This window comes from Methylophaga thiooxydans DMS010 (genome assembly GCF_000156355.1).
In the GTDB taxonomy this organism is placed as follows: Bacteria; Pseudomonadota; Gammaproteobacteria; order Nitrosococcales; family Methylophagaceae; genus Methylophaga; species Methylophaga thiooxydans.
Map to the genome: position 1 here is coordinate 160,976 of NZ_GG657906.1, position 20,064 is coordinate 181,039.

Here is a 20,064-nt window from a genome sequence, read left to right on the forward strand (position 1 = left end):
TTAAAAGTCCAGAGAGTAGCCAAGTGTCACCGTACGGCCACGACCTTTGAAGTATCTTTCATCAAGCGTGTTTGCCGTTTGTGAGTAATAGTCAAAGTAGTCTTCATTGAGTAGGTTTGCAAAAGCAAGGTTTACGCGACCTTTAGGAAGTTGGTAGGCCAATGACGCATCGACTAATGTGTATCCATCAAATTTGATTTCATCATCGCCAGGTTCTTCATCAAAGTTGCGATCAAAGTTATGGCTGATCTGGATGAAGGAGGAGAGTTTAGGCGTCCAGCTGGCATTCCAGTTTGTAATTAAACGGTTCGGTGGGATGTTGTTACCATCAAGATCTGAATCAATCGTGCCATTGTCATCCGAGTCATAGCGTCCACGGATATAGGAATAACTAAGTTCAATGCGATGATCGTCATTTGCTTGAATACCGAGTGTGGTTTCAACGCCATTGATTTCTGTTTTTTCACGGCGAACAAAATAGGTGCCGCCGACATTTTCAAGGCGTGAACCTAAGTCAGAGTCGGACTCATAATAGCTCACCTCAAAATCGATGGGCTGCCAGTTAATTCGAAAGCCGATTTCACGATTATCGGTTAAAACTGGCTGTAAGTTGAGGAAGTCATTTACATTTTGATTTTCTGTGCCAATACCACGCAATACTCGTCCCACATCAGGCATACCAAAGCCTTCTGAATAGTTAGCAAAAACGCTCAACCATGATAGTGGTGAAACGACAATGCCAGCGTTATACAGTGTTTCGCTAAAGTCAGGATCACCCCCTTCAACATCAACACCGCCGGCACCATTAGTAGAGTGAATGGTATGGAAGTCATCGACATCCAGTTTCGCCTTTTCATGACGAATACCCGCATTTAAGACCAGGCTATCAACAGGTTTTAATTGTGCTTGCAGGAAAGGTGCATAATTTTTGAATGTGGTCTCGGGAACCCAACTACGGTTTGTGGCGGCAAGTTCTTGTTCAGTGGTGTCATGCAGGATATCCATACCACCTGTTAATGACAGTTTGTTATTCAACAAATCATCTTTTGTTAAAGAGAACTTCGCGCCTTTTTTGATCGAACTGGTTTGAGATTGATCATAGAGTGTACCGTCAGGTGCAATAGACGGATCCTGAAATGAACCGAATATGCCTGCACCAAATAACGCTTCAAATTCTTGGCGATAGGCTTGAGCTTTGAAGTGCATGCCAGCTAAATCGTAGTTGTCATACTTAATAGCGGTGGTTGTGACTTCATTGTGTGGGGCCTGGCCGGGCGGTGTTTGTTTGATTGATGTTGCCGGTGTTTTGGTATCACGATCGCCCGCGACAGAGAGGTAGTCGTTATCACCATCTAATTCATAACGGTTGAACTGAAATTCAACATTTTGGTTATCAGTCAGCCAGTAACCCAGTTTGGCAAATACATCATAACTGCGCGATGCCATGATATCGCCCTGCGTGTTGTCGACACCAATAGCATCATCATCCGCATCCAGAAATAGACCTTGTTTTTCATAACTTAGCCCAAGCGCATATTCCCAGTCATTTTGGCTACCTTGTAAGCCATAACTGGTTCGATAACCCAATGTATCGTTGTCTGCTTCACTGGTTGGCATCGTGACCTGAACATTCATGTTTTGATCCAATGTGTTCGCTGTAGGTCGACGGGTAATAAAATTGATAATACCGCCCGTTGCACCCAAACCATGAATCGCGCTCGCACCATGAATCACTTCAATCCTCTCTACCATAGATAAATCAATAGTATGGCCATCACGCTGGGCATCACGAAGAGGGTTAGATTGTGGAATACCATCAATCAGAAACAAAGGCGCTCTTCCACGGAACGTTTCTCCCGCACTAGACAATTTTTGTCTCGCCGGTGTGAACGAGGGCAGTAAACTGCTGAGGACTTGCGACGCATCTGGAGAGATTTTGAGTTGCTGCTCGATTTGTTCACGGTTGATAACGGTTACAACCTGCGGTGAATCTTTCAGTTTTGTTTCCGATCGCGTTGAGGTGATGGTCATTTCATCCAACTCGATAGCCTGCTCGGCAAATGCCATCGATGAAAAATAAAGCGAGGGAATGATAAAGAGGGTGTGCTGTGCAATGGGTTTTAATTTCACCATTTTCTCCTGCTGTGCTGAAAATGGTAGATAATCTTAAGCTAAACGATAACGATTATCAATAGCGATAAAGGTGGGTGTAATTAAAATTAAGAAAGTATTTAATCCGAAACCGGGAAATCTGGCCTGATATGTAGATAAGACAGATCCGCGTAATCGTTAAAAACGCCTGTGATTTTTCAGCGCTAACAATGCCTCAGCGATCGGAATAGATTTAAATGAATCTAAGCGTATATCTTGTTGAACTGTTTAGAGTCAATAATCATGATACCTAGTGGTTTTATTCATTTTCTGAATTTACGCTTAATTGATAGTTGTTGTTATCTGTAATTCGAAGATGGAATTCAATCGGCCTACAACAGACTTCACAGTCCTCAATATAGTCCTGATCAGCATGTGAGCAATCAATAATGACAGTGAAAGATTCCCCACAATAGGGACACATGATGGTGCTTTCTTCAAGCGGGTGGAGCATGACAATTCTCCTCAATTACGGCGATGAGGATCAAGCAATAGCTTGTCTGAATTCATTGTGACATAGATAGGATGCAAACATTACTGCGGGTATGAAAATAGATGTCTTTTATCACCCAAACCGATACCAGAGGCAATGATCTCAAAGCCTAAATCCCGATAAAACTGTAATAAAGCCGGGTAGTGATCAACCGCATCGAGTTGAATGCGGGCATTACCGACATGGTCGAGACAATACTGCATTAATGTTTTGCCGTAACCTTGTCCTTGTGAAGAAGGAGAGACCGCAAGTTGCGTGATGTAATAATCCGCTGGCGGTGCATCTGGCCAGCAATCTTGGTAGTAGGGCGCAGCGTCGGTGCCCAACGCGATACAGCCGACGATGACAGCGTTGACTTCGAGTACATAGACTTGTTTGTCTTCAAGGTTTTGAGCAACGGCCTGTTCATCATATACCCCAAGCCAGTGCTGCATGCCTTGCTGGTTCATGGCTTGAGCACAATCAATCAATAGCTCAGTGATAGCGGTAATATCTTGTTGTGTGGCTGGTCTAATCTGTTGAGGGTTCATAGTAATGTGAGGCCAATATTTGCAAATACACACCATAGGACTATCAGTAATGCTGACCATTTGAATGTGTGCAGCAAGACAAAGCCTATCAATGCAATGATGATGTCAGAAGCGCCATTAACAACGCTTACCCATATCGGGTCATAGAGTGCGGCGGCAAGTAAGCCAACTACCGCGGCGTTGATGCCAGCGACAGCATTTGCTGCAGCAGGGTAGTTGGCCAGTTTTTTCCACAAGGGAAGTATCGCACCGATTAATAGAAAACCAGGTAAAAAGATCGCTGTCAGGGCAACAATGGCACCGGTAAGGCCACCGTTATCACCTGGCAACATAGCACCTAAGTATGCCGCGACGGAAAATACAGGCCCTGGTACTGCTTGAGCGGCGCCATAGCCTGCTAGATAATCATCCGCTGCGATCCAGCCAGGCTCCACCACGGTGGTCTCAAGCAGTGGTAACACGACATGACCGCCACCAAAGACAAGTGCACCAGCACGATAAAAAGCGTCAATCACAGCAAGCAAACTGTTGTGACTCGAAAAAAGCGGTAATAAAAATAATAAAACAAAGAAAACAATTAACAAGCACCAAGCGGTGCGATCGCTGTGGCTAACATGTAGTTGGTCAGATAATAGGTGATTTTGACCACGACAAAGAATGAGGCCACTAACGGCACCCGCAACAACAACGATCATCTGCATCGCTATCTGGTTGAATACCAGCAGCAGCAAGAGGGAGGCGACAGCGATAAACCGTCTACGCCAGTCAGGACAGAGTTGCTTAGACATGAGCCAGACAGCTTGTGCGACGACAACAAGCGCGACTAATTTCAGGCCGTGAATAGCAGCGTCACTCACTGAGTCAGATAAATACGGTAACCACTGTGCAAAACCAAACAGTAAAACAGCAGAGGGCAATGTGAAAGCAGTGAAGGCAGCGATACCACCCAACCAACCCGCTCGGAGCAAACCGAGACTAAACCCCATTTGGCTACTGGCTGGTCCGGGTAAAAACTGACACAAAGCCAGAAGTTGAGCAAATTGTGCTTCCGTGACCCATTGGCGTTGCTCAATGAATGTATGACGGTAATAGGCAATGTGTGCAATCGGCCCACCAAAAGAGGTTAGCCCAAGCTTTAAAAAAGCAAGGAAGACTTCTTTCACAGAGCCGTTATCTCTCATCTAACTCATACCTGTTTTAGTAAAGATGCATCCTGCATTATCCCTATCATGGTCAGTAATACAACTTGTTTTATACTGATGCTGAATAGTGCATATTGGGTTCAGCATGAGTGCGTGCCCAGACTTTTTCATGAATGTAGAACGCGACCGTATTAATCGCAGGTTCTACTAATGCCATTGCACCACCTACTAACAGACTACCTGTCATTACATAGCCAACAGTGAAAGCGACACAAAAGTGGACGACGGCAAAGCTGATTGTTTTTGTCATGATTATTTCCTCATAAATCTTAACTGAGAATGATTATCATTTATACTTAGGTGAGAAGCAAATAAGAAAAATCGCTGACTGTGATTGAAAAATCCATTTAATGAAACGTGATTGTAAATCGATAAAAGCGATTGACGCTATTTAAATAATCTGTTTTACATATGACCAAATATCATTAGACTTGTTATTGTTTTAGAGCTTAGCGAACACCTTAAGCAAACTGTTGGTTAAGCAGATTATTACTAAACAAGGAGGCAACTACATGAGTACCATTGATATTGGTATCAACAAGCAGGATAGAGAAGATATTGCAGAAGGTCTGAAGCGCCTGCTGGCCGATTCTTACACTTTGTATTTACAAACACATAACTTCCACTGGAATGTGACCGGCCCTCAGTTTCGTGAATTGCACCTGATGTTTGAAGAGCACTACACAGAGCTCGCCATCGCAGTAGATGATATTGCTGAACGTATTCGTACTCTCGGCGTTGCGGCACCAGGAACCTACAAAGGCTTTGCCGCATTAAGTAGCATCGAAGAGGTAGAAGGTGTACCTGCGGCGGCTGAAATGGTTGTGACATTGACCGAAGGTCATGAGCAAGTCGTCAAAACCTGCCGTGATGCTTTGAAAAAGGCTCAAGAAGCAGATGACGAATCAACGGCTGCATTAGTTGGTGACCGTATGCGAGTGCATGAGAAAACGGCCTGGATGCTCAGAGCAATGCAGTAATAGCCGTGACAACACAGTTACAAAAAAAAGGAGCTTCGGCTCCTTTTTTTATTTCAACTCACGAGTGACGTTTTTCTATTAATTGCTTTAGTTCTTCCACCTGTCGCGATAAATCGATCAGCGTCGGTTCGCCAGCATGATCGATTTGCCATTGTTCCGCATTTTCTTGTTCCATCGTGTTCACAACGATACCAATTAACATATTCAAAAAGGCGAAGGCGTTAAGAAAAATAAAGGTAATGTAAAACACCCAGCTTATGGGATAAACCGCCATGGTTTCATACATCACATCGGTCCAGTCTTCAAAAGTCATTACGCGAAATAAAGTCAGCATGGACACTGTGATATCACCCCATAATGTAGCGTTAATATGAGCGAAAAACGTGGTGCCGACCGCCGCGTAGATATAGACAATAATAAACATTAACAGGGCGACATAACCTAGCTGCGGAAGGGCTTTAAGCAGTGAATTCAATAAGGTGCGAAGTTCAGGAATGACCGACACCATCCTGAGTACGCGAAAGATTCGAATTAGGCGACCCACTAACGCTAATTCACTGTCTTCGATAGGAATCATGCTGACGATAACGATCAGTGTGTCAAAAATGTTCCAGGCGCTTTTGAAAAAATTCCGCTTCTTTTCTTCAGCAAAAAAACGAATGGAAATTTCAAGCAAGAAAAATAGCGTAATGCTGTAGTCTAACCACTCAATAATTGTCAGAAATTGCGGTGAAATATCATACGTTTTGGCACCCGTTAATAAGGCAGAAAACAAAATAACGGTCACTACAACCATTTCGAATAGTTTGTTGCTGCGAATGGTATTAAATAGACTGGCAATACCAAAAGGGCTGTTGGGTTGAACGCTTTCCATCATCTCTCCGAAAATCTATGATTGCTGGCGAATAATAAGCTTTACCAAGATTTATGCAAGTCAGCATGTCACATCGACAAGACAGTATTTGTGTTATGTTCAACCAACCATTGATGAGAGGCATTACTTATGACAACGACATTGAGAGATATTGTAGGTCTTGGGCATGAAGCGACAGGCTTGAGCGAGTCAGCACTGATTATGATTGATTGTCAAAACACCTACCGGGAAGGTGTGATGCAACTCGACGGGGTAGAGGAGGCACTGTTACATGCCAGAACGCTGTTGAATTTGGCACGTGATAAAGGCGTCCCTATTTTTCATATTAAACATGATGGTGGCGAAGGCTCACCGTATGATTTGAATACAGCGCTGGGGGATATTGCTGAAGAGGTGGCGCCTGAAGATGGCGAGCATGTCATTGTGAAAAACTTTCCTAATGCCTTTATTCAAACGCCCCTGGATGAGGCGTTACGTAGCCGAGGTATTGAAAATATCATTTTAGCCGGGTTTATGACGCATATGTGCGTCAACTCAACAGCGCATGGTGGTTTTAACTTGGGTTATAAGCCAAGCGTCGTTGCCAGTACGACAGCAACACGAGCCTTGCAGGCCCCAGATGGTTCAATAATTTCAGCGAAACAAGTTCATGAAGCCGCCTTAGCTTCAACACGTGATTTGTATGCCGCAGTTGTTAATGAGGTGTCAGACTTACCTGACTAAACATGAGAGGCTAGCTCCCTGCATAAGCTCAAAGCAGATGCGCCACGCAGACGGAATGGATCGAATGCTGTGTTGTCAGGTTGACGCAAAGTTGTGTCGTCCTCTACGCTAGAAACAGGGATGTACAACATATTCCATTCAGTGAAAGAGCGCTCTGAAATTTCTTTGTAATCAAGTAACATCACGTGGTCGTGCCGCTTGTCATTTTGAATTTTACGATAGAGTGCATTGATTACAGAACGAGACCCTTCAAGACATTGTAGGAAAGTTTCACCGTTAAAGCAGAGTACGCCAGTGACATCAGACTGGCTGTTGTAAGCCTCAGCGTGAGTTAAAATTTCATTAATATCGTCGTCGCACCAATCAGGTGACTTGATGCTGGCATAGACAAGGCTCACAAGATACATATCGGACTCCGGCTATTTGGGCCACTGCTGTGGAACACGCTTTATTTTGCTGACGTCGTAGCCCATGGCTTCGATAAGAGTCACCATGTAGGCGTAATCGGTATCGCTTATCTGCGGTTGTCTCGCCATCATCCAGACGTAATCACGTTTGTTTCTGGCAATGATGACTTGGCTGTAATCGTCGGTCAGGTAAACGATGCGATAATCTGCTCTGATCGGCCACACAAACTGCATACCCCACAACGCATTACTTGGGTGGTCTTTGACAAAGCCTTTTGGGTGATAGGTTTTAAGCTCGCCATCAAAACTGCCATCGCGAAAAGTAAATGTGGTGGCAATGCTGCCATCCTCATTGAGCTGATAGGACTCGACTGCATTGTGCGCCCCCTTTTCGATATAGGAGGGGATATTGGCGATCACATACCAGTCACCCATAAACCGATCAATATCGACGTAATCGACCGGTGCAATCGGTGGGTGTGAGACACTCTGACAACCGAGCATCAGAATGGATAAGATTGATATCAGTCCCGAGCGAATTTTGTTCATAACACTAGCTCCTTTTGAGGCAGTGTTTCGCTTGAGCTGTGAATTTGTCGTGAAGCGCTTTAATGGCGCGAGTTGCCCTTTTTTTGTGCATGTTCCACTGCAAATTCATACAAATCGACCAAATCTTCTTCTGTCACATCAATATAGGTTTCCATCTGACTCAACGCCCAGCGGAAATCATCTTCGTATAATGGTCTGAGATTATCTTTACTGTGTTTGAAGGCGTTGTGATGCGGGTGGTGTTGGTGGTTCAGTGGGTAACGACGGCCAGGTATCAGGTTGTTAAGAATCAAGGTCAGCACGAGTAAAATAAACACATTAGCAGCGATAGTGATGTAGGCAAAAGCCCAGCCCTGCGCGACAATCTGCTCCCCACCTATAATCGCAATCATCGCTGTGGCAGCGGCAGGAGGATGCATGCAATTTAACAGATACATGACAAAAACAGAGAGCGATACTGACACAGCAAGGGCATAACTTAAGTCTGGAATAAGTTTACAACAGCCAACGCCAATAAAGGCAGCACATAGATGCCCGGCTAAAAGCTGCCAAGGTTGGGCTAACGGACTGTGTGGAACGGCAAATAATAAAAATGTAGAGGCGCCCATCGATGCAAGTACAACAGGGTTGAACATGAGATAGGGCGACAGCGCATTGATAAAATAGCTGAGAAAAAAGATTGCTATACAAGCACCTAGTGATGAAAACAGCCGCTCTTGCCAGGCAATCTCAGTTGTGGAGCACTGTCGGTAAATTTGTTTCAGCGTCGCTATCATGCATGTTCCCATTCTAAAAATACGGGAACTAAACGGTGAAAAAAAGAGCCTACATCCCGCAGGCTCAAAACAAACCGAAGAAGAGGAGTAACTCTTCGGTTATAACCGTGACTATTACAAGATCGAGGTTCTCTGATTCTCTTCTCAGGCGCACTAACCGAGCTGGCCGGATAATTGCTTGATGTGAACAGATATTGTGACGGAGTCACGCCAATCTTGATAAAAATAAAATGGTATATTGCATACCTATTTGATATCAGCATAGTATTAATAGTATTCAAAGGAGTCAAGTTTTTATGCAGCTCACAACGCACTCGGATTATGCGCTCAGGTTGCTGATCTATCTCGCTATCCACCCTGGGGATAAACCAGCAACAGTGAAAGATGCCGCCGAGCGTTATGGTGTGTCTACAAATCATTTGGCTAAAGTTGCGCAACGTCTCGTTCAGGAAAAGCTTGTTATCAGTCAGCGAGGCAGAGGCGGTGGTCTCAAACTGGCGACAACACCAGAGTCAATCAATATCGGTCAGTTAATTAGAAAAACTGAAAATCTTGAACTGCTTGAATGCTTTGGTGATGACTGTGCCTGCCCCATTGAGTCAGTCTGTATTCTGTTCAGTGCTTTGCGTAAAGCCCAGAAAGCTTTTTTTGATGTACTCGATGGTTACACCTTGGCTGATGTTGTTAAAAATAAACACCGACTGATGCAAAGCCTCAATGTTGCCTGAATGCTTTTCCCTTATTGAGGTGTTTCGTGTTCCAAACTTCCGGCAGGTCCAAAAAACTCATAATGAATCTGTGAGCTTGCGACGTTGTTATGGCGTAAAAGCTGATAACACTGTTGCAACATAGGTTCTGGCCCACACAAGTAAAACTGTGTATGGGCTGTTGAGGTAACTAAGTCTTGTAACAAGGCGTCATCAATAAAGCCTTCACTGTCAAAACGCTGATTGTTGCGATCGTTTCCATTAGGGTCGCTATAGCGGCTATGCCATGTGAAGTTATAGTGTTCATTAGCCAGTGAGCGTATTTCTTCTTCAAAAGCATGTGAATCACCATTGACTACGGCTTGGATCAGCGTGACATCAACGGCATTTTTGTTATCCAGCACGGTATGTAGCATGGATAACAACGGCGTGATGCCGACGCCACCAGCAATAAACACAATATGATTCGTACTCGTTTTGTCGAACGCTTGTAATGTGAACTCACCGCAGGGTGGGCTTATAGCAATAATATCGCCTTCTTCAATAGTATCGTGTATCGCGTTTGATACCACGCCACTGGGTGTTGATATTGATGCGAGTTCGCGTTTTACACTTATTCGGTAATGCTCGGAGCCCGGTCGGTTCGATAAGCTGTAATTACGTAACGTCGATACCCCGTCAGCCGTTGGCCACTTAACAGTAATGTATTGTCCCGATGTATGTGGCGTTAGCGGCATGTCATCAGCAGCTTGTAAGTACAATGAGCTAATCGTATTGCTGCTATTTTCACGCTTTACCACTTTGAAGTCTTTGAACCCTTGCCAGCCAAATGACTTTTGGTGATGATCATAAATTGCTTGCTCACGGTTGATAAAAATTTCCATCAGGTTTGAATATGCTTCTGCCCATGCATTGATTATTTCATCTGTTGCTGCATCCCCTAACAGCGTTTTTATTGCAGCCAACAAGTTTTCACCAACAATTGGGTAATGTTCTTTTTTAATCCCCAAAGAAGCATGCTTTTGTGCAATTAACTCGACGGCATCCGCTAACTTCTCGGGTTCATCAATATGTTCGGCGTAAGCACAGATTGCACCTGCGAGGGCACGTTGTTGTCCACCCGAATGCTGATGGGCCTGATTAAAAAATGGTTTTACTTCTGGGTTATTTTTAAACATGCGTTCGTAGAATAAGGTGGTCAAGGCTTCACCATGTTGCTGCAAAACCGGTACGGTAGCTTTAATGACATTGATTGTATTAGGCTTTATCATGACCTTCCTTAAAGTGGTAAATAAAATACATATTTAAAGGATGCATGGTATTTGTATCTTAAATAAGCGTCAAGTGATGATTTGAATGTAACGGGTGCTTGGCATAAAAGAGGTGAGAATCACGAATGCAGCAATGGAAAAAAAAACAGCGTGCCTTACTACTAGAACAAAGGACGTGTTTGTCTACAGCAGAACGAAATGATAAACAGGTCGCTGTCATGCAGACAATTAAAAAGTATTTAACCAAGCAAGCTGCATCCATAATTGGGATCTATTGGCCAATAAAAGGAGAGTTGGATTGTCGAGATCTGGCGGCAGCGTTGATTGATGATGGCTGGCAAGTGGCCGTTCCTGTCATCAATAAAGAAACAAAAACACTCGATTTTGCGTTATGGGCACCAGATACCGAGATGACAATGGGAGTATGGAATATACCGATTCCTGTACAGCCAACATGGGTAAATCCGTCGTATTTTTTGGTACCGTTGGTGGGATTTGATGAAAAACATTACCGACTTGGCTATGGTGCCGGTTATTACGACAGGACATTTGCCGCTATTAATAAACCCGTTAAAACAATCGGAATCGGCTTTGAGTCAGCTCGTTTAGAAACGATCTTTCCACATCAGTTTGATATTGCAATGGATATCATCGTCACTGAAGACGGTCTACATGTTAGAAATTACGGTTTGTGAGGATATGCTATGTCACAGGTGAATACCATCGGAATGATTCTGTATTTATTACTCGCTATTTTTGGTGGGTTTTTGACGGGCTTATTTAGCCGCTATGCCTATCAAGCAGCCTTCAATGACTTTGGTAAAGCGATAGCGGTTGTGTGCAGTATCGTGTTCTACGTGGCACCGGTTTGGGCGTTATTCAGCCTGTTCAAGAGTGATGATCTGGATGTGTTTTATCTATTACTGATGGCGAGCTTTGCAGCTGGTGTGCTGGTATTTAATAAGATTGGCGGTGAGCAATCTGATGACAGCCACTATTCACCACCCGATTAGCTCATGAACAAAAACTATCAGACACAAAAAAGCCCCTTGCGGGGCTTTTTTTAGGCGATTAATCCGAAGATTAACGGTTACAAATGTACATTGTTACTTCGAAACCGAAACGCATGTCTGAATATTCTGGTTTAGTCCACATAATTAATTCTCCAAAAATGAAAGTGCTTGCATTTCCTCAAGCGTTGGAAAAAATTATATCGATATCTGACAAATAAAAATATCAGCAGTTAGCGCTTTAATGCTCAGGATTATCCTTAGCTTTCCAGAACGTTAACAAGACAATCCCTGCTTTAAAAAGGTAAAGTCTGACTCATGACAACAAAACTAAAACTTTACTTGGCGCTGTTAGCAGGCTGTTTGTTGATAGCGCTTATCCCTATGCAGGCGAACGTGGGTGATCAACTCACAAGTATGTTGAAATTAACACTGACTGTTTACGCCTTGGCGAGAGGCTTGAACGCGGTGATTTCTGTTGCTCAGGGAACAGAAATGTCTATTGAACCAATGGGGGTAGGGGTCACATTAACGCCTGGGGAGATCTTAGATCCACTCAATGATTTGATTGAGCAGGTATCAACAGTGTTATTGCTAGCTTCAGCTTCGCTGGGTGTACAAAATATTTTATTAAGTTTAGGCGACCACGTTGCTATTCGTATTGGCTTGGCATTGTTGATCGTGATCACCATTATTATTTGCGTGTTGCGAGGCATTACTGCGACGACCAAACACACCTTGATCAAGACAGTAGTTATATTAACTTTGCTTAGATTAGTTGTGCCTGTCGTTGCTGTGGTTTCACACCAAATGCAAGATTGGCTGACGGTAGAAAGACAACAAGCACTTCATACATTGCAGTCGACACGCGATGATGTGGATACGCTCAATGCACGTAGTACTGAGCCAGATCGCTCATGGTTCGATGGGTTTAAAAACCGTTTGGATATTCAGGCGAAACTCAATGATGTTAAACAGCAAGCTGAGCAGGGCGTTGAGGCGGCGATTTATTTGTTAGCAGAATTTGTGTTGATTATGGTGCTAGTGCCATTGCTGTTTATTTATCTGATGTTGAAATTACCCGCGCGAATTCGATTGTAAGAAAAGTGGCACGGGCTCTTGCTAATACCACGCTACGATGCGGCAGATTGCTTGTCGTTTTTTTGGTTAAGGCTTGTGGCAACCTTATTTAATCTATCGAGAAGTTCAAAAAATTCTTCTGATGACAGTTCGGTATGGCATGCCACTTTGTTTTGTACTTCGGCGATAAAGGGTTCTAGGTTTTTTGACTTCTCTGTCAGATAGAGTCGAACGATACGCTCATCTTGATCCGTGCGTTCTTTATGAACCAGACCGGCGCTTTGTAAGCGTTTGATGATGGGTGACAGCGTGCCAGAGTCAAGTTTGAGGCGTTTCATGACATCTTTGATGGCAATGCCGTCCTTTTCCCAGAGCACAAGAAGCACTAAATACTGAGGATAGGTCAGTTCGTATTCGTCCAAGAGACTTCGATACAGGCGGGTGATGCTGTTTGTTGCTGTATATAGAGCAAAGCACAGTTGGCTGTCGAGTTTCAGATTCTCAAATTGGCTCATAACGTTAGTTTCCTTTCACAGTACTGATGCGACACAATCATATTGTGTACAGCCTACTAAATAGGCTTATCAGATGTATATTAACGTGAGAGTGAGAAAAGTTGTGGCAAAGTTTTTTTGTTTTTTGAATATTGCGTGCAAACAGGCTAGCAATAGCCCCACAAAGTAACTTAGATAAGGTAAAAAAACAGCTTAGATAAGACGCAGTTTAGGCAGGTGAAGACGGATTTGTGATTTGATTTCTTCAACGCTGTAGCGAAATACGATAGGGAAGACCTCGCTTTGACTGTCTGGTTCGATAAAGGGCGTTAATTCGTAGCCTTCAAAAAATAACTCTGCACGGGCGCGGCAGATATTCATGACGCCACCACTAAACGCTGGATTGTCTTTAGCCAATATGTTTTGTTGCCCCATAACCCAGTTCAGGCTTTGCCATTTTTGATGACATGTTTCAGATAATTGTGCGATTTTGTCTTCAGCAATGCTTGCGTCATTCTCGATAGTCGCCAACGTATCACGGGCAGATTCAGCAAAGCTTTGATTGAAAATGATAAAGAACATCACAGCCAGTGGTGCAATAAATGGCGAAAATTTCATAGTGACCTCACTGTAACGCTATCAATAATATTCACTTATTTGATAGTTGATGGCGTGAATATGAAGTGAAAACGATGATTTTAATAGTAGCATTTTAATTGCACGCAATAAAAAAGCCCCGAGAGGGGCTTTCTATAAATAAGTGCGAGTGTGCTTACTTGTCGAGAATTTTGACTTCGCGTTGGGGGAAGGGGATTTCGATGCCGTGCTGCTTTAAGACATCCCAGATCATTAATAATAAATCTGCACCAACACGGTTTGGGCCATCGTCCACACCATCCATCCAGAACTCAACCAGGATATCGACGCCGGAGTCGGCAAAGCCTTTGATTTCCGCGTCAGGACGTTCTTCAATCGGAATATCATCGCCACTGATTACCTGTGGGTGACTGTTTGCGACCTCTCTAATAAGTTCAAAAAGCTGATGAAGATCGGTTTTGTATGCGACCTGAAACTCAAGGGCATAACGTTGTTTGGTATTTTTATGAGTCCAGTTGGTAAAGCTGGTTGTAATGAACTGTTCATTTGGCACCATAATATCTTTACCATCGAAGGTTTCTAGGGTTGTGGAACGCATGTTTAGCTGGCGAATCGTACCGCAACGACCGTCTTCCATTTCTACATAGTCACCGACGCTAAGTGAACGATCCAGTAACAAAATAATGCCTGAAATGAAATTAGAGGCTATGGCTTGTAAACCAAAACCAAGCCCTACACCGAGCGCACCACCAAACACCGCTAGTGCGGTCAGGTTGATCCCCATTATTTGTAGCAATAACAGAAATACGATGAAAAAGAGGGTGACTTGAAATAACTTGGCGAATACTTCACGGGTGCCAATATCCAAGTCATGCTGATTACGGATAATCTGTTGACCGGCACTGTTTGATAGACGGCCTAACCAGAACAAAACCGTACCGAAAATAACGACGCGAGCAACGCCATAGGCAGAAATCTTGAAGTTCCCAATCTGTAATGAGATGGTTTCCAGATAGGCGACGACCTCATCAAGCCAGCCAAACACATGTAACACAGCGATCGGCAAGATAAACCAGATTGCCAGTTTTCGAAATAATTGTTTTTCTACAAAGCGGTTAATGATCGAGTATAGCATAAAGATAACGGCAAAACTCAGTCCAACACGAAGTAGCCAGCTTTGGTGTATTAATTCCTGTCCAATATCAACGGCAATAGACAGTGCCAACACCATCATCAATGGCAATATCAATTCCCGTAAACGATAGATCCCTTGTCGTAAGTTCAACACAGGGCCTTCACTTGGCTGCTGTTTTAACAGCGGTGAGCATGTCTTAAGAAACTTAGTGACAGCAAACGCGAGTAACACCGCCAACAAAATTAGCCCCAATTGTGAATAAAACTTAGGGCTACTGAGCCAGTGCATGGTGTTACTGAGAAGCTGCTCTAAGGTCGATTGATAATCTTTTAAGTCCATGTGGATGCTTTCTTATTTTATGTTTTGTGTGTTTGCCAATGTAGGTGTTTGGGCCATTAATCGCAACAATTGATGTTTTAACTGAACTATAACACCGTGTGGCAGGTCAGCATTCTGTTGATTTCAATTGTGACCCTCGTATTTATCTATGTAAGGAGCAGTAATGACTATTCCATTTGATATTAAAAATAAAGTGGCGCTGGTGACAGGAGCAAACCGTGGAATTGGAAAATCTATTGTTGAAACCTTTCTTGCTCATGGCGCTCGCAAGGTTTATCTGGCTGTTCGCGATCTTACAACGGTAACCGAACTTGTAAACAGGTATGCCGACAGGGTCACACCTATTCACCTTGATCTGACACGGCCTGAAACCATCATTGGTGCGGCAGCCAATGCCCAGGATGTCAACGTTGTGGTTAATAATGCCGGCGTGCTAAAAAATGCAAGTCCACTCGAACCGGCATCCATTCCAGCTTTGGATCTGCAGATTGAAGTTAATGTAAATGGTTTGTTGCGTATGGCACAGTCGTTTGCGCCAGTGTTGAAAGCCAATGGTGGTGGTGCGTTTGTCCAATTAAATTCGGTGGCGTCCTTACGCTCATTTCCTGCTTTTGCTACTTATGCCGCATCTAAAGCAGCCGCTTATTCCATTACGCAAGCATTGCGTCAGCAACTGGCGGAGCAAAACACCGCTGTTTTGAGTGTTCACCCGGGCCCAATTGCTACCGATATGGCAAATGAAGCTGGCCTTTCTGAGGTCGCCGAGCCTGTGAGTCTGGTTGCTGAAGGAATTATTGAGGCATTAAATAAAGGAGAATTTCATCTGTTTCCTGACTCCATGGCGAAAGAGCTTGGACTCGCCTATAAGTCATTTGCTGAAAAGGTTATAGAAGCACCAGTAGATACAGAATAAAAATAATGCATAAAAAAAGCCCCGCAGAAGCGGGGCTTTTTTATTGGTCAGACTCGCCTTAACGAGTCTAAGCTGAAACTGGCTTACAGCGCAGTAATGTTTTCAGCTTGTGGACCTTTAGCGCCTTGAGTTACAGTGAACTCAACACGTTGGCCTTCGTTCAGCGTTCTGAAACCGTCGCCTTTGATTTGGCTAAAGTGTGCGAAAACGTCTGGGCCAGATTCTTGCTCGATGAAACCGAAACCTTTAGCTTCGTTAAACCATTTCACAGTACCAGTAGTTGTAGACATAAAAAAATCCTAAATTTATCAATAAATAATATGCCTCATAACGAGGCGGGTATAGCTGGAAGGTATGCAGAGTACTTATTAACAAACAGGACGAGCTACTGATTTGGTAATGCATCGAAATGAAAAATAAATATTCAGATCAACTTTCAAGCTAAGGTCAATGTATAGGGAATTACGGTAGCTGTCAAAATTATTTTTAAACTGAAGTAAAAGCCAGACATGGCGGGCTTTTCGATAATCAGACTCATAGACTAAGTTGGCGCTATCAAATAATAATGCACGGCAAATCTTCTTTTACAACGCCAGATCATAAAAAAATCGGCACTAAAACACCTCAAGCACTGCCAAGCTTATGCTGACCTCACTGAATATAGCCTTTGGAATAGTTCTACCCCGTGAGTTAGAACGATACAGCGCTTCGCCTTACTTTTAACAGCTTACTTATACTCCCACTCAGACTATTACGATGACGCGTAAAATTCCATCGTTAGTCAGTTTGTTGATCTGCTATCAAAGTTGTCTATTGATTCCACCCATGACGCCGCTTAAAGAAAGCAATGTTTATCGTTCTTATAGAGCTAAGCTGTTTAGGTTTGTAAGATGTTTTAAGTGCTAGCAGAATAACGTTCACGACTGCGCAATACAATTTGTGCAAAAGTTAAGCTATTATCGGTCGTAAACATTAATTCTAAACAAAGTTTCAAGGTGGGGTAATGAGCATGGAGCATACGCAGGATTTTATGCCGCATGGATATTGTATTTCTTGGGATGTGCCGCTACTCACATTGCATGTTTTGTCAGACTTTTTCATCGCCTTAGCGTATTTTTCAATTCCGGTTGGCATTATTTATTTCGTCAGTAAAAAAGACGATGTCACCTTTAAACCTGTTTACTACCTTTTTGCAGCTTTTATCTTAGCCTGCGGCATTACCCACCTCATGGGCATCATCACTCTATGGTTGCCTGTGTATTATTTGGCAGGCGTTTTTAAATTATTGACTGCAATTGTTTCGGTCGCGACGGCGATTTATCTCATCCCTAAACTCTCAGATATGGTGGCTTTACCGGAGCTCAATGAGCTCCTGTTACTGAATAAGAAATTGACCGATGAAAACCAGTCCAGAAAAAAAGCTGAAATGGCGCTGGAGCAAAGCAGGACGAAACTGGCTGAGACCAATAAAATGCTATCAACCGTTTTGGATGCTATTCCGGTACGTGTTTTTTGGAAAAATCATGATCTGGAGTTTCAGGGCGTAAATCGCGTATTACTTGAAGACGCGGGTATGAACGATGTTTCAGAGATCATCGGTAAAACAGACTACCAGCTGCCATGGGCGGATTTCGCAGATAAATATAAAAAGGATGATAAAGCCGTACTAGATAGCGGTAGATCGATGCTGCAAATCGAAGAAGAGTTAGTGGATAGAAACGGAAACCGCTTGTGGGCTAAAACAAACAAAGTGCCTTTACTTAATGATAAGAATGAAGTCATTGGTGTGCTCGGTACATTTGAAGACATAACGCAGGCCAAAATAGCTGAGCAGGAACTCATTGTTGCTAAAGAGCAGGCTGAACAAGCGAATATTGCCAAGAGCCAATTTTTGGCGAACATGAGCCATGAGTTACGAACCCCACTTAATGGCGTGATAGGTACACTCAATTTGTTAGCTGCAACATCGCTAAACGCTCGCCAAAGTAATCTGGTAAATATAAGCAAGCACAGCGCCGAATCCTTATTTGGCTTGTTAAACGATGTGTTGGATTTGTCCAAAATCGAATCAGGCAAGTTAGAGTTGGAATATCACAACGAAGATCTTGATGAATTACTGGCAGAAGTAGCCAGAGGCATGGCAGGGCGTGCTGAGGAGAAGGGTCTGGAATTACTTTGTCCCGCTCACTTTATGTCCTCCTGTGTGGCCAAAGTCGATCGTTTACGTCTGCGTCAGATCCTGAATAATCTGATAGGTAATGCGCTTAAATTTACAGAAAAAGGCTCGATTACTGTCGATATGACGGTGATCAAAAAAACGATGCCTGAGGCGACATTACGCTTTAGTATTTCAGACACTGGCGTAGGAATTAGTGAGCACGATCAAGCCTTATTATTTGAACGGTTCAAACAATTGGACGGCAGCTCGACTCGGCCACAAGCAGGTAGCGGACTCGGACTCGCGATCTGCAGACAATTGGTTGAGCTTATGGGTGGGCGAATTGGTGTAAGCAGCACACTGGGTCAAGGCTCGACATTCTGGTTCGAAATAACGACTGAACTGGTCAACCGCAAAGGTCAACCACACCAAGATTCGTCACTTGCTGGTATGAGTGTGATTGTTTTAGCCGAAAACCCCACCTACAAACGTTACTTTGCAGATCTTCTTGCTAACTGGAGCGTACAACACGAAATCGCCGATTCAATCGATCTATTTAAAGAAATCTTATTTGAACACCATCATGATCAGACTTGTGTTTTGATTATGGAAACAGATTATTTCTTAAACCTTGATATCACCGCGCTTTTGTCTCAACTCACGTTTGATGTGCGATTTCTATTGATGACATCGCAAAGTCAATTAACACAAGTGCCTGAAAAAACACAGCAACACGATTGTATTTTATTGGCTAAACCGCTTATGCAATCTGAAGTATTCAATGCGTTGGTGGGATTACGTAATGATATGCCAACGAAACAGTTACAGCAGCCAATCAAACCAGTTGAAAATGCTCAATTCAAAGATAGAAAAATTTTATTAGTTGAAGATAACAGTACCAACATCATTGTGGCGAAAGGGCTAATTCAAATGTATGGACCAACGGTTGAGGTCGCCGAAAATGGGGAACTCGCGCTAAACATCCTGAGCAAACAGCGCTTTGATCTGATCTTTATGGATTGTCAAATGCCGGTTATGGATGGCTATGAGTGTACCCGTCTGATCCGCTCAGAAGAAGCATCTGTAATCAATCACCGTATTCCTATCATTGCTTTAACTGCGAATGCGATGCGTGGTGATAGAGAGGCCTGCCTTGCCGCCGGGATGGATGATTATATTTCCAAACCGGTTGATGCGGATACGATTCATCAAATGTTGAAAAAATGGTTAGCTCAGGAAGATATCACTCAAGGAGAACTACCGATAATGGATGAATCATTAGAAAGTACAACGCCCGTATTTGACAAAGCAAACTATAGCAGTCGACTGATGGATGATGATAATTTGATGAAGCAAGTTGCGCTTAACTTTGTGGCAGATATGCCGCAACAGCTGGAAAAACTCAATGAAATGATTGCGTCAGAAGATTATGAGCAACTGGCAGCACAGGCACATAAGCTTAAAGGTGCCGCATCAAATATGGCTGCAGAACAGATGCACGATCTGGCTGTTGAATTTGAACTGGCTACCAAAGAGCACGTAATGGAGAGGGTAGCGGCCCTTTATCCGATGCTAATGCAGGCATTTGACCAACTGCGAGATGAGTTGGATAAAGAATTGGGGCTAGACACCTAAATAAAATACACGTGTGTCTTCAACGTTGACAGGGAACATA

Annotated in this window: 23 protein-coding genes; 8 read left to right on the top strand and 15 right to left on the bottom strand. The window is 43.5% G+C overall.

Going from position 1 to position 20,064, the window contains the following annotated elements; translation table 11 throughout:
* The 5 genes from MDMS009_RS14560 to MDMS009_RS14575 form a co-directional block, all read right to left on the bottom strand.
* A complete protein-coding gene (locus MDMS009_RS14560) occupies positions 1-2,133 on the bottom strand; it encodes a TonB-dependent receptor (RefSeq protein ID WP_008292181.1) in 2,133 nt (710 codons plus the stop codon).
* A gap of 277 nt (positions 2,134-2,410) precedes the next feature.
* Positions 2,411-2,605: a CPXCG motif-containing cysteine-rich protein gene (locus MDMS009_RS16165; protein WP_008292244.1), complete on the bottom strand. Its 195-nt coding sequence runs from the start codon at positions 2,603-2,605 to the stop codon at positions 2,411-2,413.
* A gap of 80 nt (positions 2,606-2,685) precedes the next feature.
* The gene (locus tag MDMS009_RS14565) at positions 2,686-3,174 is read right to left on the bottom strand and encodes a GNAT family N-acetyltransferase (protein ID WP_008292073.1); all 489 of its coding nucleotides are present in this window, start codon (positions 3,172-3,174) and stop codon (positions 2,686-2,688) included.
* Positions 3,171-4,355: a chromate efflux transporter gene (gene chrA, locus MDMS009_RS14570; RefSeq protein ID WP_008292236.1), complete on the bottom strand. Its 1,185-nt coding sequence runs from the start codon at positions 4,353-4,355 to the stop codon at positions 3,171-3,173. Before chrA ends, MDMS009_RS14565 begins: the two co-directional genes overlap by 4 nt.
* Before the next feature lie 70 nt (positions 4,356-4,425).
* Positions 4,426-4,626, bottom strand: a complete 201-nt coding sequence (locus MDMS009_RS14575) for a DUF2061 domain-containing protein (RefSeq protein WP_043888405.1) — start codon at positions 4,624-4,626, stop codon at positions 4,426-4,428.
* 262 nt (positions 4,627-4,888) lie between these two features.
* Between MDMS009_RS14575 and MDMS009_RS14580 the strand changes: the two genes are divergently transcribed.
* Positions 4,889-5,356 (top strand): Dps family protein, encoded by a 468-nt coding sequence (locus MDMS009_RS14580; protein WP_008292051.1) that lies wholly within the window; start codon positions 4,889-4,891, stop codon positions 5,354-5,356.
* A 58-nt stretch (positions 5,357-5,414) separates the two neighbouring features.
* Here the strand turns inward: MDMS009_RS14580 and MDMS009_RS14585 are convergent, their stop codons facing one another.
* The gene (locus tag MDMS009_RS14585) at positions 5,415-6,230 is read right to left on the bottom strand and encodes an ion transporter (protein WP_008292290.1); all 816 of its coding nucleotides are present in this window, start codon (positions 6,228-6,230) and stop codon (positions 5,415-5,417) included.
* Between the two features lie 129 nt (positions 6,231-6,359).
* Between MDMS009_RS14585 and MDMS009_RS14590 the strand changes: the two genes are divergently transcribed.
* On the top strand, positions 6,360-6,953 hold the full coding sequence (locus MDMS009_RS14590) for a cysteine hydrolase family protein (protein WP_008292291.1): 594 nt from the start codon (positions 6,360-6,362) through the stop codon (positions 6,951-6,953).
* On the opposite strand, the gene MDMS009_RS14595 is transcribed toward MDMS009_RS14590, so the two are convergent.
* From MDMS009_RS14595 to MDMS009_RS14605, 3 genes are read right to left on the bottom strand one after another with little or no spacing between them, the layout of a single operon-like run.
* Positions 6,950-7,360: a BLUF domain-containing protein gene (locus MDMS009_RS14595; protein ID WP_008292188.1), complete on the bottom strand. Its 411-nt coding sequence runs from the start codon at positions 7,358-7,360 to the stop codon at positions 6,950-6,952. The genes MDMS009_RS14590 and MDMS009_RS14595 overlap by 4 nt on opposite strands.
* Positions 7,361-7,372: 12 nt before the next feature.
* Entirely contained in the window at positions 7,373-7,909 is a 537-nt protein-coding gene (locus tag MDMS009_RS14600; protein ID WP_008292250.1) for a lipocalin family protein, read from the bottom strand.
* 59 nt (positions 7,910-7,968) lie between these two features.
* Positions 7,969-8,697, bottom strand: coding sequence for an HPP family protein (locus tag MDMS009_RS14605; RefSeq protein ID WP_081443644.1), 729 nt, complete (start codon positions 8,695-8,697; stop codon positions 7,969-7,971).
* 284 nt (positions 8,698-8,981) lie between these two features.
* On the opposite strand from MDMS009_RS14605, the gene MDMS009_RS14610 reads away from it, so the two are divergent.
* Complete coding sequence (locus MDMS009_RS14610) at positions 8,982-9,413, top strand: RrF2 family transcriptional regulator (RefSeq protein WP_008292100.1); 432 nt, start codon at positions 8,982-8,984, stop codon at positions 9,411-9,413.
* 11 nt (positions 9,414-9,424) lie between these two features.
* Here the strand turns inward: MDMS009_RS14610 and hmpA are convergent, their stop codons facing one another.
* Entirely contained in the window at positions 9,425-10,663 is a 1,239-nt protein-coding gene (gene hmpA, locus MDMS009_RS14615) for an NO-inducible flavohemoprotein (protein WP_008292079.1), read from the bottom strand.
* 125 nt (positions 10,664-10,788) lie between these two features.
* Here hmpA and MDMS009_RS14620 point away from each other — a divergent pair, with 125 nt between their 5' ends.
* Both MDMS009_RS14620 and MDMS009_RS14625 read left to right on the top strand, forming a co-directional pair.
* Positions 10,789-11,358: a 5-formyltetrahydrofolate cyclo-ligase gene (locus tag MDMS009_RS14620; protein ID WP_008292058.1), complete on the top strand. Its 570-nt coding sequence runs from the start codon at positions 10,789-10,791 to the stop codon at positions 11,356-11,358.
* Positions 11,359-11,367: 9 nt separating this feature from the next.
* Positions 11,368-11,676, top strand: a complete 309-nt coding sequence (locus MDMS009_RS14625) for a hypothetical protein (RefSeq protein WP_043888406.1) — start codon at positions 11,368-11,370, stop codon at positions 11,674-11,676.
* Positions 11,677-11,746: 70 nt separating this feature from the next.
* Here MDMS009_RS14625 and pqqA read toward each other — a convergent pair whose 3' ends face one another.
* Positions 11,747-11,818: a pyrroloquinoline quinone precursor peptide PqqA gene (gene pqqA, locus MDMS009_RS16620; protein WP_081443609.1), complete on the bottom strand. Its 72-nt coding sequence runs from the start codon at positions 11,816-11,818 to the stop codon at positions 11,747-11,749.
* 173 nt (positions 11,819-11,991) lie between these two features.
* On the opposite strand from pqqA, the gene MDMS009_RS14630 reads away from it, so the two are divergent.
* A complete protein-coding gene (locus MDMS009_RS14630; RefSeq protein ID WP_008292233.1) occupies positions 11,992-12,774 on the top strand; it encodes a hypothetical protein in 783 nt (260 codons plus the stop codon).
* A 32-nt stretch (positions 12,775-12,806) separates the two neighbouring features.
* On the opposite strand, the gene MDMS009_RS14635 is transcribed toward MDMS009_RS14630, so the two are convergent.
* The 3 genes from MDMS009_RS14635 to MDMS009_RS14645 all read right to left on the bottom strand — a co-directional run bounded on the left by MDMS009_RS14635 (position 12,807) and on the right by MDMS009_RS14645 (position 15,318).
* The gene (locus tag MDMS009_RS14635) at positions 12,807-13,268 is read right to left on the bottom strand and encodes a MarR family winged helix-turn-helix transcriptional regulator (RefSeq protein WP_008292083.1); all 462 of its coding nucleotides are present in this window, start codon (positions 13,266-13,268) and stop codon (positions 12,807-12,809) included.
* A gap of 192 nt (positions 13,269-13,460) precedes the next feature.
* Positions 13,461-13,865: a hypothetical protein gene (locus MDMS009_RS14640; protein ID WP_008292222.1), complete on the bottom strand. Its 405-nt coding sequence runs from the start codon at positions 13,863-13,865 to the stop codon at positions 13,461-13,463.
* Between the two features lie 154 nt (positions 13,866-14,019).
* Complete coding sequence (locus tag MDMS009_RS14645; protein ID WP_008292185.1) at positions 14,020-15,318, bottom strand: mechanosensitive ion channel family protein; 1,299 nt, start codon at positions 15,316-15,318, stop codon at positions 14,020-14,022.
* Between the two features lie 163 nt (positions 15,319-15,481).
* Between MDMS009_RS14645 and MDMS009_RS14650 the strand changes: the two genes are divergently transcribed.
* Positions 15,482-16,231, top strand: coding sequence for an SDR family oxidoreductase (locus MDMS009_RS14650; protein WP_008292249.1), 750 nt, complete (start codon positions 15,482-15,484; stop codon positions 16,229-16,231).
* Between the two features lie 83 nt (positions 16,232-16,314).
* Here MDMS009_RS14650 and MDMS009_RS14655 read toward each other — a convergent pair whose 3' ends face one another.
* Positions 16,315-16,521 (bottom strand): cold-shock protein, encoded by a 207-nt coding sequence (locus MDMS009_RS14655; protein WP_007145321.1) that lies wholly within the window; start codon positions 16,519-16,521, stop codon positions 16,315-16,317.
* A 713-nt stretch (positions 16,522-17,234) separates the two neighbouring features.
* Here MDMS009_RS14655 and MDMS009_RS14660 point away from each other — a divergent pair.
* Positions 17,235-20,024 (top strand): hybrid sensor histidine kinase/response regulator, encoded by a 2,790-nt coding sequence (locus tag MDMS009_RS14660; protein WP_008292237.1) that lies wholly within the window; start codon positions 17,235-17,237, stop codon positions 20,022-20,024.
* Positions 20,025-20,064: the final 40 nt, after the last annotated feature.

Coding starts and splice junctions, on each gene's coding strand:
- MDMS009_RS14575 (WP_043888405.1), bottom strand. CDS start 4,626: ATGACAAAAACAATCAGCTTTGCCGTCGTCCACTTTTGTGTCGCTTTC.
- MDMS009_RS14580 (WP_008292051.1), top strand. CDS start 4,889: ATGAGTACCATTGATATTGGTATCAACAAGCAGGATAGAGAAGATATT.
- hmpA (WP_008292079.1), bottom strand. CDS start 10,663: ATGATAAAGCCTAATACAATCAATGTCATTAAAGCTACCGTACCGGTT.
- MDMS009_RS14620 (WP_008292058.1), top strand. CDS start 10,789: ATGCAGCAATGGAAAAAAAAACAGCGTGCCTTACTACTAGAACAAAGG.
- MDMS009_RS14630 (WP_008292233.1), top strand. CDS start 11,992: ATGACAACAAAACTAAAACTTTACTTGGCGCTGTTAGCAGGCTGTTTG.
- MDMS009_RS14640 (WP_008292222.1), bottom strand. CDS start 13,865: ATGAAATTTTCGCCATTTATTGCACCACTGGCTGTGATGTTCTTTATC.
- MDMS009_RS14585 (WP_008292290.1), bottom strand. CDS start 6,230: ATGGAAAGCGTTCAACCCAACAGCCCTTTTGGTATTGCCAGTCTATTT.
- MDMS009_RS14595 (WP_008292188.1), bottom strand. CDS start 7,360: ATGTATCTTGTGAGCCTTGTCTATGCCAGCATCAAGTCACCTGATTGG.
- chrA (WP_008292236.1), bottom strand. CDS start 4,355: ATGAGAGATAACGGCTCTGTGAAAGAAGTCTTCCTTGCTTTTTTAAAG.
- MDMS009_RS14650 (WP_008292249.1), top strand. CDS start 15,482: ATGACTATTCCATTTGATATTAAAAATAAAGTGGCGCTGGTGACAGGA.
- MDMS009_RS14605 (WP_081443644.1), bottom strand. CDS start 8,697: ATGGGAACATGCATGATAGCGACGCTGAAACAAATTTACCGACAGTGC.
- MDMS009_RS14565 (WP_008292073.1), bottom strand. CDS start 3,174: ATGAACCCTCAACAGATTAGACCAGCCACACAACAAGATATTACCGCT.
- MDMS009_RS14600 (WP_008292250.1), bottom strand. CDS start 7,909: ATGAACAAAATTCGCTCGGGACTGATATCAATCTTATCCATTCTGATG.
- MDMS009_RS14590 (WP_008292291.1), top strand. CDS start 6,360: ATGACAACGACATTGAGAGATATTGTAGGTCTTGGGCATGAAGCGACA.
- MDMS009_RS16165 (WP_008292244.1), bottom strand. CDS start 2,605: ATGCTCCACCCGCTTGAAGAAAGCACCATCATGTGTCCCTATTGTGGG.
- MDMS009_RS14625 (WP_043888406.1), top strand. CDS start 11,368: ATGTCACAGGTGAATACCATCGGAATGATTCTGTATTTATTACTCGCT.
- MDMS009_RS14560 (WP_008292181.1), bottom strand. CDS start 2,133: ATGGTGAAATTAAAACCCATTGCACAGCACACCCTCTTTATCATTCCC.
- MDMS009_RS14655 (WP_007145321.1), bottom strand. CDS start 16,521: ATGTCTACAACTACTGGTACTGTGAAATGGTTTAACGAAGCTAAAGGT.
- MDMS009_RS14610 (WP_008292100.1), top strand. CDS start 8,982: ATGCAGCTCACAACGCACTCGGATTATGCGCTCAGGTTGCTGATCTAT.
- MDMS009_RS14660 (WP_008292237.1), top strand. CDS start 17,235: ATGAGCATGGAGCATACGCAGGATTTTATGCCGCATGGATATTGTATT.
- MDMS009_RS14645 (WP_008292185.1), bottom strand. CDS start 15,318: ATGGACTTAAAAGATTATCAATCGACCTTAGAGCAGCTTCTCAGTAAC.
- MDMS009_RS14635 (WP_008292083.1), bottom strand. CDS start 13,268: ATGAGCCAATTTGAGAATCTGAAACTCGACAGCCAACTGTGCTTTGCT.